This window comes from Methanofollis sp. W23, assembly GCF_017875325.1.
Lineage (GTDB): Archaea > Halobacteriota > Methanomicrobia > Methanomicrobiales > Methanofollaceae > Methanofollis.
This window is the reverse complement of record NZ_JAGGMN010000001.1, coordinates 279064-294033: the sequence shown is the minus strand read 5'-3', so window position 1 is coordinate 294033 and position 14970 is coordinate 279064. Positions and strand designations below refer to the sequence as shown.

Sequence of the window (14970 nt, the reverse complement as noted above, 5' to 3'; positions counted from 1 at the left end):
ACATTCCCAAAGCCTTTTCACTGATCAAGAAGAGCCGTATTTTATGGCATTCTCCCTCCAGACCGAACGCCTCGAACTGGTCCCGGCCACTCCCCGCCACCTCGACCTCGACCTCACCGACCACAGGGGACTCGCCAGACTCCTGGAGGCCGAGATCCCCCACGACTGGCCGCCCGAAATGGTCAGGGAGGCACGGCAGACCTTCCTCACCATGCTCAGGGCCGACCCGTTCAGCGAGGGCTGGAACCTCTGGTACCTCATCTGCACCGAAGGGAACCACCGGGTGCTCATCGGGGGGTGCGGGTTTGTCGGGTGTCCCTCCTCTGAAGGGAGGGCCGAGATCGGCTACTCGCTCCTGCCAGAGTTCAGAGGCCTGGGATATGCGACCGAGGCGGCGGGTGCCCTCATCAGGTGGGCCTTTGACGACCCAGAGGTGACATGTGTCTTTGCCAGAACCTATCCTGACCTGACCCCATCGATCCGTCTCCTCAGGCGACTCGGCTTCACCCCTGCGGGGGAAGAGGAGGGAGGGATCAGGTTATGCTATCACCTGACCCGGGCAACGTGGGACAGGAAGAACCTTTGGGACGGGAAAAAAGAGGGGTCTATCCCCGCCTTCCCCTGAGGAGGAGAGCGGTACCCGCGGCGAGGAGGGACAGGGCTGCGGGCAGGGGGGTCTGCGTCGGGGTGGATTCAGGCTCCTCCGATTGCGTCGGGGTAGACCCCGGATCTTCAGAGTCTGGAAGGGTTGTGTCTGTGGGGACAGGGGCTACCGGGGTCATCACCACTGTAGTTCCCGGTGCTTCAATCACAACCGCAAAGAGGGAAAAACCCTCTGTTTCAGCACGGAAATATGCCTTTCCATCTTTTTCTTCGATGTACTCGGTAGGGAGAGGTACCCATGTATTGTTGTGATATCTGTAGAGGACAACATCTTCTACCCCGGCACCGTGTTCTTCCAGCCATGCGAGGGGGACCGAGAAGATGATCTCCGCACCATTCAGGTCAGAGTTTGTAGCATGGTAGAGAAGGATTTCCAGGTACGCGTAGATGGTATCTCCTGGGGCTCCGGCACTGCTGGGGGGGGAACCCCTGCCGACGGTGACGAGAACATCCGAGAGGCTCGAGTTGGCGGTGATCCCGATTCTGGTGATTACACTTCCACTTAACGAGACATAACCTGATTCACCTTTTTTGAGCCGTTCAAATACCCCTGCCGAGAGCAAAGAACGACCACCATCAGAGGAAGAACCAGATGATCGGGTGGGGGTCGTTTTGGGTTCATTCACCGTGATGAGATCTGTACGGGTGATCCTGTCGTCCATGCCCCTGTTAGAAACCGTCAGGTTCACCGTGTAGACTCCGGCGTGTTGGTAGGTGTACGACGGACTCCGGTCGTCCGAGGTGTTCCCGTCACCGAACGTCCACCGCCAGGACGTCGGTGTGCCGGTCGAGGCGTCCGTGAACTGCACCGTCAGCGGGGCGGTGCCGGAGGTTGGAGAGGCGGTGAAGTTGGCCTTTAGATCAGGTACGGGTTCTTCCACCGTGATGAGGTCTGTACGGGTGATCGTGTCGTCCGTGCCCCCGTCAGAAACCATCAGCGAGACAGTGTAGGTACCGGCGTGTTGGTAGGTGTACGACGGACTCCGGTCGTCCGAGGTGTTCCCGTCACCGAACGTCCACCGCCAGGACGTCGGTGTGCCGGTCGAGGCGTCCGTGAACTGCACCGTCAGCGGGGCGGTGCCGGAGGTTGGAGAGGCGGTGAAGTTGGCCTTTAGATCAGGTACGGGTTCTTCCACCGTGATGACAGTGGATGCCTTGTCATCGCCGCCGGAACCTGTAACCGTCAGGTTCACCGTGTAGACTCCGGCGTGCTGGTAGGTGTACGACGGACTCCAGTCGTCCGAGGTGTTCCCGTCACCGAAGGTCCACTGCCGGGAGGTGATGGCGCCGGTCGAGGCGTCCGTGAACTGCACCGTCAGCGGGGCAAGGCCGGAGGTTGGAGAAGCGGTGAAGCTGGCCTTTAGATCAGGTACGGGTTCGTTCACCGTGATGACAGTGGATGTCGTGTCATCGCCGCCGGAACCTGTCACCGTCAGGTTCACCGTGTAAGTGCCGGCGTGCTGGTAGGTGTACGACGGACTCCGGTCGTCCGAGGTGTTCCCGTCACCGAACGTCCACTGCCAGGACGTCGGTGTGCCGGTCGAGGCGTCCGTGAACTGCACCGTCAGCGGGGCGGTGCCGGTGGTTGGAGAGGCGGTGAAGCTGGCTTCTAATTGTGGTTCGTAAACTTCAATGTACTCCATCGTCTCATACGACGAAGATGTCTTTCCGTCAGAGACGGTGAGGTTGACATTATACAGCCCGGAAGAAATGTAGGTGTGGGTCGGGTGCTGCTCTGTCGAGAAGTTCCCATCTTTAAAGTCCCACAGCCAGGACGTCGGTGCACCGGTCGAGGTATCGGTGAACTGAACGGTCAGCGGGGCGGTACCGTTCTGTGGAACGGCCATGAAGTTGGCGGAGAGCACAGGTGGTGCTGCGGTGATGTTGATGTATTGCTCCTTCGTCTCGGTGTCGGTCTGCATCCCGGAAGAGATGGTCAGATTTACAGTGTAGAGTCCGGGTACCGTATAGATATAGACCGGGTTCTGTTCGCCCGAGGAGTTCCCGTCACCGAACGTCCAGACACAGGTGTCATAGATACCGGTCGAGGTGTCCGTGAACTGCACCGCCAGCGGAGCGGTGCCGGTGGTCGGGGACGCGGTGAAGTTGGCATCAAGCGGTGCAGCATCGACATCGATGTACTCCTCCAGTTTAAACCACGATTGTGTTGTTCCATTTGAGACGGTCAGGTTCACGAAGTACGTTCCCGGTTCTACATAGATATGGGACGGATTCTGAACGGTGGAGGTGTTCCCATCGTCGAAGTCCCACAGCCATGATGTAGGTGAACCGCTTGAGGTATCGGTGAACGAGACGGTCAGCGGGGCGGTGCCGGAGGTTGGAAAGGCGGTGAAGTTGGCCTTCAGTTCAGGAGCCGGTTCTTCCACCGTGATGACGGCGGATGCCGTGTCATCGCCGCCAGAACCTGTCACCGTCAGGTTCACCGTGTAGACTCCGGCGTGCTGGTAGGTGTACGACGGACTCCAGTCGTCCGAGGTGTTCCCGTCACCGAAGGTCCACTGCCGGGAGGTGATGGCGCCGGTCGAGGCGTCCGTGAACTGCACCGTCAGCGGAGCGGTGCCGGAAGTCGGGACGGCGGTGAAGTTGGCCTCCAGAGGGGGAAGATTCAGTGCAGAATATGCCCTGATACAGAGATTTGTATTCACAAAACTTCCGGTCAGGTCCCCCCAGGACGTACCATCCAGGCTCACATAACTCTCTCCCGCTCCTGCAACGGCATTATCAGAGTATGGATAACCGATAGGCCCCTCCACGGCAAGAATGGCGTCTTCAAGCGGAGAAGTGATATTGAGCACGACCGAGAAGGTCTGACCTGATGCAAGCGGAACCTGAGTGGCGAGGGGGATGGTATGGTAACCCGGGAGTGCAAGGGTGCCTCCGCCGGTTGCAACCGGGCCCGACGTGTTGACTGGAGGAGCATCAAGACCGGCAAATACCTCGTAGGTGTAAGCCACCTGCGGCTCCAGGGTATAGAACCCTATCGCCGCAAGATCCTCTTTTTCTGTTGCCGTAAAGACGTTCGCTGCATAAATTGTTTTACGACCCGGGGCTCCAATGGCACGGCAACACCCGAGCGGGTCATGCTGGTATATCCCATCATATTTATCCACAGATTCGGCAGAGAAGTGTGCAAAATCTTTGAGGGAAGAATCATAGTATGAAATATAGAAATACCCATTTTCACCAATACCAGTACCCCAACTGTTCTTCGCGATGAAAGCACCGTCATCCGGGGGCGTGACAACGAAATTGGATTTATCGTAGGTGTCATTCCACCCTACCAGAAGAATGGCATGGCCGTTCTGTGCGGTGCCATTTGTATAATAGGGGTCATCCGGGAGATAGTAGGTTGTAGCATCCGGCCTAAAACAGGATGCATTTATGATTAAACAGGCATACAATCCTCCATCATCATGGATGTACTCCTTAATCAGATCGTTGTCCATCGAGCCACTCCGTAGAGGAAGGAAAGTGACGTTCTGGGTATGCATCACCGACGAGAGGCCAGGAGGCGAGTCACCCGAAGTCGCGTTGTACCGGTCGTCGTTCTCGTTCACCGGCCCCGACCACCTGGCGAGGTAAGCCGTCGCCATGAGGAAATTGCCGCCTTCGCATGGCCCCAAGTCAAAACCGTGGGTGTTTTTCATGTTGTTCTCTGAAAGATCCCACTCTCCAAATCCATCAGTAAGCAGGGCCGATTCAAGGGAACCGAGGGAAGCAAAGGCCCAGCACGACCCACAATTACCCTGATCCTTCACCGGAGTTACTCGTCCTTCATTCCGGAGATCAAAAGAGTTTTGAGTAGGAGGAGCACCGGCAGGTGCCCTGTATCCTTCCGGCCAGACCAACATTGCGGGGGCCGGTACGGCCCCTGTCGCAAAGATAGGCGTATCTTCATACCATAGAGGAACAGTGCCTCTTGCGATGGATACGTCCATAGGGACAGGATCCTCTGCCTGCCTCATCTCCATATATTCCACAAATTCCGGGTTCAGGGGCGCCATCTCGATATCTATGGCATTTACCCCTGAAAATAGGGAAAATAGAACCACACAGTAGATTAGAGAGATCAATATGCCTTTTGGCAACCGAATCATAATCGCCACCACCATAAATCCATATATATTTTACCGAAAACATCCCTATTGATATATTTTTCGAAATCGATCCCGCCGGAAGAGACCATATTAACGGTTGTGAGCACATATTGACCCTCAATGAATCGGCCCACAAAAAATTCAACCAATAAATATTTCAATTCGCCAAATCACCAATATTGTTTGATATAAGCACAAAATCCAGGTAAGCATCGAAAAAATGGGCAATGTGATAATATCTCTCCGCGCGATCCGCGACAGAGAGCGTAACCTCAATAATAAGAAGATCAATTTTCTGCGATGATACACAGCTGCAAACAGATCAGCATCTCGATTATGGGTACAGTTACCCACAACCTGATCGGGATCTGCTGTATGGGGTCTCCTTGTAAAATATCGGCTTTGTAGAAATCATCTTAATGGTTCTCTTCGCCGGGGGGCTGGCCGCCCCCCGGTCCCCCCGCATCACGATAGGGGGGTGGACTGCACCCCCCACTTCATGGTCTTCTCTGCGCCTTCCCGACCCTATCGCAATCCCGGACGGGGGGCAGCGCCCCCGGCATGAGCATGAGGGAAGGTGATGGATGAAGGTCAGAGGGGGGTTGTGGTGATGAAAAGAGGATGTTTTACCATGAAAATGATCCTGACGATCCTCTCTTTCGGTTTGCATGAGAGTTTGAACTCCCCATATCCCGTTGAAGCCAATACGCAGAGGATAGAAAATTCTTCTGATGGATCGGCGCCCCCATCGTCGAGATTCCCTGTCATCTCGCGCCGGGGGGTTTCACCCCCCAGACCCCCCACGGACGAAGATAGGTGGGGGCGGCCGTGGAACACGATCCCCATCGATTCTCTTCTCTTGAAAAAGGGCGATAAAGCGACGAAAAATGTTCATCCCATATGCTTGAGCCAGAGGTTCATGCCCAATTCTACTCTCAATGCCACCAGGGTCCATCTTTCCATGTGAACTTCCAATCTTCAAACCATCATAGAGAGAACCAGCAATGTTGCCGGCGTCCCGGCACTGGCATCCTTTGCGTGCAGAAAAAATGAAGTTACCTTAGCCGCTGTGCCAGAATAAAAGCAGCACCTGTAGCGAAGAACACTATTCCAGAAGGCATGGGGGTCTGGTGCGGGGCGGTCGTCGGGGGGGCGGTCGTGGCCGGGACCGCGGTCACGGTCTCGGTCGGGGTCACGGTCGGCGCAGGCCCGGACTCATCAACCCCGATCGCGAAGAGCGAGAAGCCCGAACTCCTGGCAGTGAAAGAGTAGCAGAATTTGTCCTCGCCTGTCCTCTCTGTCAGGAGTGCGTGCCACGCCCCGTCGTGGTAGCGGTACAGCACCACGTCATCCGGCCTGGCGCCCTGCGCCTTGAGCCATGTCTTTGGAACGGTGAAGGCGAGGTCGGCGCTGGCGATCGCCTCGTCAGTGGTGTGGTAGAGCGTCACCTCGTCGTATTCATAGACCGCATCTGCCGGGGCCTTGATGTGGTTCGGCTTTGCGATCGGCTCGACGGTGACCAGGATGTGCGAGACCAGTTCGGCGGCCGTCACTTCCACCTCGGCGATCGCCGCGTCGCGGACTTCAAAGGAAGCGTGGCCGCTGGCGGGGATATGACTCGCCGCACCGGCCGACGCAGGGGATCGCCCGCCGCCCCCGCCGCTGCTCACGCCTGTCCCCTCCACCGTGATGCAGTTCTCCCGCACCGTCGTGTTCGAGGCGTACGGGTTGCTGACATTCAGGGAGACGGTGTAGGTGCCAGCCTTCGCGTAGACATGCGTGGGGGTGGCCTCGGTCGAGGTGGTGCCGTCGCCGAAGTCCCAGAGGCGGGTGGAAACGCAGCCCGTCGATGCATCGGTACACACCACCGTGAGGGGAGCCTTCCCCCCCGCTGGCGTCACGGTGAAGTTCGCCGTCGGCGGATCAAGGGTGGTCACCGTCTTTGTCACCGTGTCGCTCCCGAAGGCGTTCGTGACCGTCAGGCTCACCTGGTGGCTACCGTTGGTCGTGAAGGTGTGGGAGGGATGGACAAACTCGACCGCGGGAGTGTTGTCCCCGAAGTCCCAGTGATAGAGGCGGGGGTTGACCCCCGAGCAGATTTCGGTGAACTGCACTTCGAGCGGGGTGCTGCCGCCGGTCGGTGCAAAGGTGAAGTCTGCGGTCGGAAGGCAGGTGTGGAGCGGGAGGGAGTCGGTGCACCCGTTCCCGAGGTCGTAGCCCTCGTCGCAGATCCCGTCACCGTTGAGATCTTTGTGGGTCTCCGAGAACCCGGTGCCCTCAGGCGTCAGCCAGAGGTTGCCGCCAAGGAAGGGGCCGCCGCGGATATTTTTCCGGAAGGTCTTTGTGGTGTTCCAGCGGGTGCCGGTCAGACCGGTGTCTGACCAGATATTGATGTTCTTTGTGTTGTTGAAGAGATTGTTGGCGATCAGGGAGGAAGAGGCGGAGTTAACCTCAAGTCCGGACCCTGTAGTCCCGGTGAGGGTGCTGTTGGTGAGCGTGACCGTCTCGCTATTGGACAGCCTGAAGCCGCACTGGTTCTCGTGCACCGTGACATTCTCAATGACGACAGAACCGGAATTTGACACCACGATCCCGGGACCACTGTTTCCGAGGGCGGTGTTGTCCTTCAAGGTGGTCGTTGCACCCGTGCACCCTGAGACCACGAAACCAAACTCATTGTCAGAGCAGGTGTTGGCGACGACTTCGCTTCCCTGACTCCCCGCCCAGAGGGAAATGCCGGTATTACCACAGTCATGGACGATATTGCCAGAGATCACGCACTCAGGACAGATGTTATAGAGATGGATCCCGCTATCCCCACTTCCGGCCACCCGGTTATCCAGGATCCGGCACTGGCCCGACGAGTAGAGATTAATCCCGGTCGTCCCTCCAGAAACGGTACACCCCTCCACGGTGCAGTTCGTCGCATAAAAGAGAAAAATCCCTTCCGGCCCGCCGGAGACCGTGCACCCCCGCACCACAGCGTCGTCGGCACTGACCACGATAGGCGTGGTGTCTGCGGCGCCGTTCACGGTGAGGTGCTCGATCGTCGCACCGGCGGCGCCGGCGGTGAGGGAAATGCTGCCGTTCACCGTCGCGCCCTCGCTCCCCCTGAGGGTGAGGGTTTTGTTCACGTTCACGGTCTCGTCATAGGTGCCGGACGGGACGACGACGACGTCGCCTTTGGAGGCGGCGTCCACCGCGCCCTGGATGCTGAAGGGCTCGATGGTGACGGTGCGGGCCGTGGTGTTCGTGCCGAACTCGTTGGCGACGGTGAGGGTCGCCTGGTAGGTGCCCGCGGTATCGTAGATACGGGTGACGTTCCGGGTGGTCTCTGTCTCATCGCCGAAAGCCCATGACCACGAGGTCGGCGTGCCCACCGAGGTGTCGTTGAAGAAGACCGGTACGCCGATCATCACGCTCGACGGAATGATGGTGAAGTTCGCCGACGGCCCCCCGTTCTGGAGCGGGAGGGAGTCAGTGCCGACGACCATTCCATCTTTATCCGTGATCGCATACCCCTCCTCGCAGATCCCGTCGAGGTCGAAGTCGGCATGGGTCTGGGAGAAACCGGTGCCCTCGGGGGTCAGCCAGAGGTTGCCGCCGAGGAAAGAACCGCCGCGGATGTTTTCACCGGCGGCCTTCGTCGTGTTCCAGCGGGTGCCGGTCATGGTGATCCTGGCCCGGACCCCGATATTTTTCGTGTTGTTGAAGAGGTTGTTTGCGATGAGAGAGTCTGTTGTGGTACTCTCGACATACAGTCCGGTACCAGTTCCGGTGATGGTGCTGTTGGCGAGCGTGATATTCCCGACAGAGGAGAGGCAGACACCATATTCCCCGCCCCTCACCGTGACATTCTCAACGATGACAGAATCCGTACCGGTTAGATAGACTGCCCTATCTCTGTTTCCAAGGACGGTATTGTCTTTCAGGATGGTGGTCTGGCCGGTGCAATCCATGACCACGACACCATAGATGTTTTCGGAGAAGGTGTTGGCGACGACCACAGAGCCTTCGCAACCGCCCTGGATTTGAATGCCTGCATAACCACAGTCCTGGACGGTGTTCCCGGAGATGACGCAGTCGCGGCACTTGTTCAGGAGTGCGATCCCAAGACTTCCACACCCGGTCACCGTGTTGTCCAGGATCCGGCACTGGTCTGAGGATGAGTAGAGGTAGATGCCAGTGTCGGTGATGGTGTCGTCCAGGACGCATCTCTCCACGGTGCAGTTCGTCGCTGATTCGATATAGATCCCGGATCTCGCGCTGGAAATCGTGCACCCCCGCACCACGGCGTCGTCGGCCCTGTTGACATAGATGGCCATGGAGTCCGTGGCCCCGTTCACGGCGAGGTTCTCGACCGTTGCACCGTCGGCGATGATCGTGATCCCGCCGTTCACCGTCGCGCCCGCCTCGCCCCTGAGGGTGAGGCGTTTGCCCACGTTCACGGTCTCGTCATAGGTGCCCGGATGTATGAGGATGACGTCGCCCGCCGTCACCGAGGTGTTTGAGAGCGCCGCACCGATGGTGGTGAAATTGCAGCCGTCGCTTCCGACCGTCCAATCGGTCGCCGCCACCGGTGGGGAGGCGAGGGCGAGGGCGAGCAGGAGTATGCCGAAGAAAGGGGCGAGTGCGGTACGGTTGATTGTCTCTGAAAATCGTCTGAAAAAGTGTTGGTCATTCGTAGAGGTTCCCTCCTGGAAATGGTAGAATAGAGACAGATAATTATAAACCATATATCAAATATGAAGCTATCGATTTTTTCGGCACATAAAAACAAGTATCCACAATACTCGCCCCAGGATTATCCACCCAATATGCGCCACCCCTCGTTTCTAACGATATCCACTGATCCCCCCTATCACGGTCGCGCTCCAGGCAATAACTGATACCAAAACCTGGTTCTATGACAATTTCTACAAAACCAAAATAACGGCCCTGTAGAATCGAACATGAACCTGAGGCTCCCGCATATGGGATGAACATGATCGTGGGTCTCCAGGGTGTGTGGATTGTGGATCCGTGCCCGCCGCCTCAGTGCCGCCCCCGGCTCTCCTCTCTCCGTGAGGGGGGCCGATCATTCTGAGAGCGTTTCTGTAGTTCGTATATCAGGTATGGAGTATCCCGGAGAGGAGAGATCATCATACAGACCTCCCGGGTTCATCGTCAGGATCATTTTCATGGGAACCCTCTCCCTTTGTGTGGAGGGATGTGTGTCATCTACCTTCCCACCTCTTCAGGGGGCGAGTGCCGTCCTTGACCCATCATGTCGCGGGGGGTTCGGGGGGCGGCACGCCCCCCGACAGAGAGATATCCAGAGGATTTCTACAGCGCGGTTCGGTTCTACTCCTGGGGCACTCCCCCGATCACGAGCACCCAGGTCTTATTCTCTCTTCCATACCTCCGTCCCCATCCGCGGGTATCTTATCGGCCGGCGCCCAACCGTAGCGGCAATGAGTCGCAGAGGAGCGGATGGCAGGAACGGGTTTTCCCTCGACGGGTGGGTGGAGAGGGACGGGCACCGCCTCTCTGAAGATGAGGTGCGGGCGGCCGTCGGAGCCGACCCCTTCGCACCCACCTGCTTTGGCGGGGAGTTTTTCCTGAGGTACGGGGAGTGGGCGGCGCGGGACCACTTCGGGATCAGGGACGGCCCCGCACCGGCCGGCACGCTCACCTGCGGCGGCGAGGTCGTCGGTACCGTCGATCAGGTCCACCCCCCCGGCAACCTTGAGGCTGCGATCCTCACCGCCGTCGAACTCAGGGCGACCGACAGGACCGCCGTCGCCCTCTCCGGCGGGGTGGACTCCGCACTCGTCGCCGCCCTTGCAGAGAGACCGGCCGTCGTCGTCGGGCTTGAAGACTCTCACGACCACCGCCTGGCCCTCGAGCTTGCCAGTGCCTGCGGGATCGAGTGCGAGGCCGTGACCGTCACCATGCCCGAGGTCGAGGAGGCACTCCGCGAGGCCGTCGGTCTCCTCGGTGCCCCAAACCCGGTCGACGCCTCCATCGCCGCGACCGAGGTCTTCGTCGCGAGGTGGGCGCGGGACCAGGGGTACCCCCGGGTGCTCACCGGCCAGGGCGCCGACGAACTCTTCGGCGGGTATGCCCGCTACCTTGAAAGCCCTGACCTCGCCGCCGCACTCGAACACGACCGCCTCGACCTCCCCCGCCAGGTGGCCAGGGACCGGGCGGTGGCCTCCTCTTATGGTACTGCATTCTCGCCCCCGTACCTCGACCTGCGCGTGGTGGCGGCGGCCCGCGCCCTCCCTGTCTCCTCCCTCATCAAGGGAGAGGTGCGCAAGTTGCCCCTGAGAACGATCGCGGCAGAGCATATCCCTAGAGAATTCGCCATGGCAGAGAAGAAGGCGATGCAGTACGGCAGCGGGATCTGGAAGACGATCCAGAAACTTGCCCGCCGCAACGGCCACCGCCGGGTCGGTGACTACCTGAAAATGCTGGGTGGAGAGGAACGCTGAACAGAACAGGGTTTCCAAGAGGCCCTGCGGACTCGATATCCAGGTTGTGGAGATATCCCAAAACGGCCCTGTAGAAACCCTCAGAAACTCTTGGTGTGACCGTAACTCAATTGCCTTCCCCCATCTCTCGCGCCGGGGGCGAGTGCCGCCCGCACCCCGGGGACCACGATGGGGTCGGGAAGACAAAATCAACGACCAATGAGAGGGACGCTACCGTCCTCGACCTATCGTGGCGCAGCAAGCCCCCCGGAGAGATGGTTGTCCAGAGGGTTTCTACACAGTCGTATCACGAGATGCCCCCATCAGGATCTCAGTCGTTCGTTCCCTCACGCCTGGAGAGATTCACCCCCACGACACAATGATGAAGACAGGAGCGACAAGGCCAGGTGCCGGTCTCAGGTCTCCCTTGCGCGGGGGCGACCAGATGACAGTCCCTCCTCCGAAGATAAATCAGTCCCAGAGATTCAAACAAACTCATCAAATCCATTCATTTCCATGAGTGCATGCGGCACCGCACCTACCATTCGCATAGCGGGCACTTTTATTACCATGTGAGATTCAACCTTCAGAGTAAAAGGGAAATATCGGCTTGAACGTATTTGTTTTCCCCAGTACAAAAAATAAATCCGGCTGCTGGCCGTATCATAATGGTTATAAAAAGTCGGTACAAGGGTACTTATCTGACATGGGTAGGGACATGCATGGTTTCTGAAACAGAGGTAGCACATATCGCAATACTCGCAGATATCGGGATCTCGAAAGAAGAACTCTCCGAGTTTACCGGACAGTTCAACGCGATCCTGGAATATTTCGACCTCCTCGACCAGGTGGAGGTCGGTGAAAGACCTGAGGCAGGGACGACCAACGTCTTCAGGGAGGACGAGGTCGTCGCCTCTCTCCCCCTCGACGACGCCCTGAAGAGCGCCGGGGAGTCGGAAGACGGGTACATCAAGGCCCCACGGGTGGTGCTCTAAATGGGAGTCGTCACCTTCGACGCCGAAGACCGCTGGAACGCCTTCGTCACCGTCTGTCAGAAGGCAGACCACCAGGACGACGGACCCCTTGCCGGGGTCAGGGTCGCCGTCAAAGACAACATCTCCACCGCCGGGACACAGACCACCTGCGGTTCGGCGATCCTCAAGGGCTACATCCCCCCGTACGACGCCCACGTCGTCACCCTCCTCAAGGAGGCCGGGGCCGCCATCGTCGGCAAGACCAACATGGACGAGTTCGGGATGGGGACCACGACCGAGTCGAGCGCCTATGGTCCGACCACCAACCCGGTCGACGAGAGCAGGGTGCCTGGCGGGTCGTCGGGCGGGAGCGCCGCGGCCATCGCCGGCGGCCTCGTCGACATGGCCCTCGGCACCGACACCGGCGGGTCGATCCGGTGCCCGGCCGCCTTCTGTGGGATCGTCGGGCTCAAACCCACCTACGGCCGGACCTCCAGGTACGGGCTCATCGCCTATGCCAACTCGCTTGAAGGCGTCGGACCGATGGGGCGGACCGTCGGAGACGTTTCACGACTCTTCTCGGCCATCGCCGGCCACGACCCCCGCGACGCCACCTCCCTCGACCGCCCGTACGACCACACCCCCACCACTGAGGTGAAGGAGCTGCGGATCGGCGTGCCGGCCGAGTTCTTCGGCAAAGGCGTCGACCCGGCCGTCGCCGCACAGGTGCGAGCGGCCATCGAGAGGTTCACCGAACTCGGCGCCGAGGTCGTCGAGTGCACGATGCCGAGCATGCAACATGCCCTTGCCGCGTACTACGTCACCTGCACCTGCGAGGCCTCCTCGAACCTGGCCCGCTTCGACGGCGTCAGGTACGGCCCTGGTGTGGATACCATCCGCTCCTGGCACGACGCCTACCAGGACCACCGCAAAGAAGGCTTCGGCGCCGAGGTCCGCCGCCGGATCATGCTCGGAACCTTCGCCCTCTCTGCCGGATACTACGGCAAATACTACGGCAAGGCCCAGGCAGCCAGGAAGAACGTAAGAGACGACTTCGCCCGCCTCTTCGCCGACGTCGACGTCGTCGCCGGCCCGACCATGCCGACGACCGCCTTCAAACTCGGCGAGAAGAGTGACCCTCTCTCGATGTATCTCGCCGACATCCTCACCGTCCCGGCCAACCTCGCCGGCGTACCGGCGATCTCGGTCCCCTGCGGCACCGTCGACGGCCTTCCGGTCGGGCTGCAACTCATCGGACCACACTTCGAGGAGGAGCGGATCATCGATGCCGCCGCCGCCTTCGAGGAGGTGCAGGCATGAGCACGCAGCACACCGACGTCATCATCGGGCTCGAGATCCACTGCCAGTTGAACACGCAGACCAAACTCTTCTGCGGGTGCTCGACCGACTACAAAGAGGACGGCCCGAACACCCACGTCTGCCCGGTCTGCCTCGGGCTGCCAGGGGCAATGCCGATGGTCAACAAAAAGGCCATCGAGTATGCCCTCAGGGTCGCCAAGGCCCTCAACCTCGAAGTCCTCGAAGAGTCGGAGTTTGCCAGGAAGAACTACTTCTACCCCGACCTCCCGAAGGGCTACCAGATCACAATGTACGACCGCCCCCTCGCCGAGCGGGGCATCCTCGAGATGGAGGACGACGCAGGCAAGGAGAAGAAAGTGCGGATCACCAGGATCCACCTCGAAGAGGACCCTGGCAAACTCGTGCACATGGGCGGGGCAGGGCGTGCGAGGTACACCCTGGTCGACTACAACCGGAGCGGGATCCCGCTCATCGAGATCGTCACCGAACCTGACCTCAGGTCGCCGAAGGAAGCGCGCCGGTTCCTCACCAAACTCAGGGCCACCCTGGAGTACCTCGGCGTCTTCGACGGCGAGCGCGAAGGTGCCCTGCGTGTGGACGCCAACATTTCCATCAAAGGCTCTGAGCGGGTCGAGGTCAAGAACATCACCTCGTACAAGGGCGTAGAGAAGGCGCTCACCTTCGAGATCACCAGACAGAAGAGCCTCATCCGCCGCGGCGCCCGCGTCGAGCGCGAGACCCGCCACTTCCATGAAGGCCGCGGGATCACCACCTCGGCCAGGACCAAGGAGACCGAGACCGACTACCGCTACTTCCCTGAACCCGACCTCCGCCCGCTGCGGGTGCGGGACTGGGTCGCAGAGATCTCTCTCCCTGAACTCCCTGACGCCAGGCGCGACCGGTTCATGCACCAGTACGCCCTCTCCCTCAACCACGCAAAGACCCTCACCGGCGACCTCCGTCTTGCCGAGTTCTACGAAGGGCTGGCCGCAAAGGCCGACCCGGTGCTCGCCGCCACCTGGACCGCCGACACCCTGCTTGGCGAACTGAATTACCGGGACATGTCGGTCACGAAGGTGCCCCTCGACCACTTCGCCGACCTCGTCAACCTCGCTGGCGCAGAAGAAGTCACCGACCGGGTCGCCGTCGACGTCCTCAGAAAACTCCTCGACGCCGTCCTCGAAGCACGGAGCCCGAAGATGCCCTCTGAGTATGTCAGGGAACAGAACCTGGGCAAAGGCGACGCCTCAGCCTTCGCCGCCGTCGTCGACGAAGTGATCGCCGAGAACGAACAGGCGGTCGCTGACTACCAGGCCGGAAAGACCACCGCCCTCAACTTCCTGCTCGGGCAGGTGATGAAAAAGACCAGGGGCAAGGCCGACCCCAGAGAGATCACGCCGATGATCGCGGCCCGCATCTCCACCGAGGAGGGGAAGTAGG

At 59.7% G+C, this 14970-nt stretch carries 8 protein-coding genes; 5 read left to right on the top strand and 3 right to left on the bottom strand.

What is annotated here, in order from left to right:
• Positions 1-43 precede the first annotated feature (43 nt).
• Positions 44-625, top strand: coding sequence for a GNAT family N-acetyltransferase (locus J2129_RS01220; RefSeq protein ID WP_209628842.1), 582 nt, complete (start codon positions 44-46; stop codon positions 623-625).
• Here J2129_RS01220 and J2129_RS13100 read toward each other — a convergent pair.
• The 3 genes from J2129_RS13100 to J2129_RS01175 all read right to left on the bottom strand — a co-directional run bounded on the left by J2129_RS13100 (position 606) and on the right by J2129_RS01175 (position 9517).
• Positions 606-4535, bottom strand: a complete 3930-nt coding sequence (locus J2129_RS13100; RefSeq protein ID WP_281069781.1) for a PKD domain-containing protein — start codon at positions 4533-4535, stop codon at positions 606-608. The genes J2129_RS01220 and J2129_RS13100 overlap by 20 nt on opposite strands.
• Before the next feature lie 837 nt (positions 4536-5372).
• Complete coding sequence (locus J2129_RS01180; RefSeq protein WP_209628840.1) at positions 5373-5627, bottom strand: hypothetical protein; 255 nt, start codon at positions 5625-5627, stop codon at positions 5373-5375.
• Between the two features lie 209 nt (positions 5628-5836).
• Complete coding sequence (locus J2129_RS01175; RefSeq protein ID WP_209628838.1) at positions 5837-9517, bottom strand: NosD domain-containing protein; 3681 nt, start codon at positions 9515-9517, stop codon at positions 5837-5839.
• Positions 9518-10234: 717 nt separating this feature from the next.
• Between J2129_RS01175 and J2129_RS01170 the strand changes: the two genes are divergently transcribed.
• The 4 genes from J2129_RS01170 to gatB all read left to right on the top strand — a co-directional run bounded on the left by J2129_RS01170 (position 10235) and on the right by gatB (position 14969).
• Positions 10235-11257, top strand: a complete 1023-nt coding sequence (locus J2129_RS01170) for an asparagine synthase-related protein (RefSeq protein ID WP_209628836.1) — start codon at positions 10235-10237, stop codon at positions 11255-11257.
• A 701-nt stretch (positions 11258-11958) separates the two neighbouring features.
• Entirely contained in the window at positions 11959-12231 is a 273-nt protein-coding gene (gene gatC, locus J2129_RS01165; RefSeq protein WP_209628834.1) for an Asp-tRNA(Asn)/Glu-tRNA(Gln) amidotransferase subunit GatC, read from the top strand.
• Complete coding sequence (gene gatA, locus J2129_RS01160; protein WP_209628832.1) at positions 12232-13530, top strand: Asp-tRNA(Asn)/Glu-tRNA(Gln) amidotransferase subunit GatA; 1299 nt, start codon at positions 12232-12234, stop codon at positions 13528-13530.
• Positions 13527-14969, top strand: a complete 1443-nt coding sequence (gene gatB, locus J2129_RS01155; protein ID WP_209628830.1) for an Asp-tRNA(Asn)/Glu-tRNA(Gln) amidotransferase subunit GatB — start codon at positions 13527-13529, stop codon at positions 14967-14969. The genes gatA and gatB overlap by 4 nt, the downstream gene beginning before the upstream one ends.
• The last annotated feature ends 1 nt before the right edge of the window (position 14970 follow it).

Coding starts and splice junctions, on each gene's coding strand:
- J2129_RS01220 (WP_209628842.1), top strand. CDS start 44: ATGGCATTCTCCCTCCAGACCGAACGCCTCGAACTGGTCCCGGCCACT.
- J2129_RS13100 (WP_281069781.1), bottom strand. CDS start 4,535: ATGTTGGTCTGGCCGGAAGGATACAGGGCACCTGCCGGTGCTCCTCCT.
- J2129_RS01180 (WP_209628840.1), bottom strand. CDS start 5,627: ATGGGGATCGTGTTCCACGGCCGCCCCCACCTATCTTCGTCCGTGGGG.
- J2129_RS01175 (WP_209628838.1), bottom strand. CDS start 9,517: ATGGTTTATAATTATCTGTCTCTATTCTACCATTTCCAGGAGGGAACC.
- J2129_RS01170 (WP_209628836.1), top strand. CDS start 10,235: ATGAGTCGCAGAGGAGCGGATGGCAGGAACGGGTTTTCCCTCGACGGG.
- gatC (WP_209628834.1), top strand. CDS start 11,959: ATGGTTTCTGAAACAGAGGTAGCACATATCGCAATACTCGCAGATATC.
- gatA (WP_209628832.1), top strand. CDS start 12,232: ATGGGAGTCGTCACCTTCGACGCCGAAGACCGCTGGAACGCCTTCGTC.
- gatB (WP_209628830.1), top strand. CDS start 13,527: ATGAGCACGCAGCACACCGACGTCATCATCGGGCTCGAGATCCACTGC.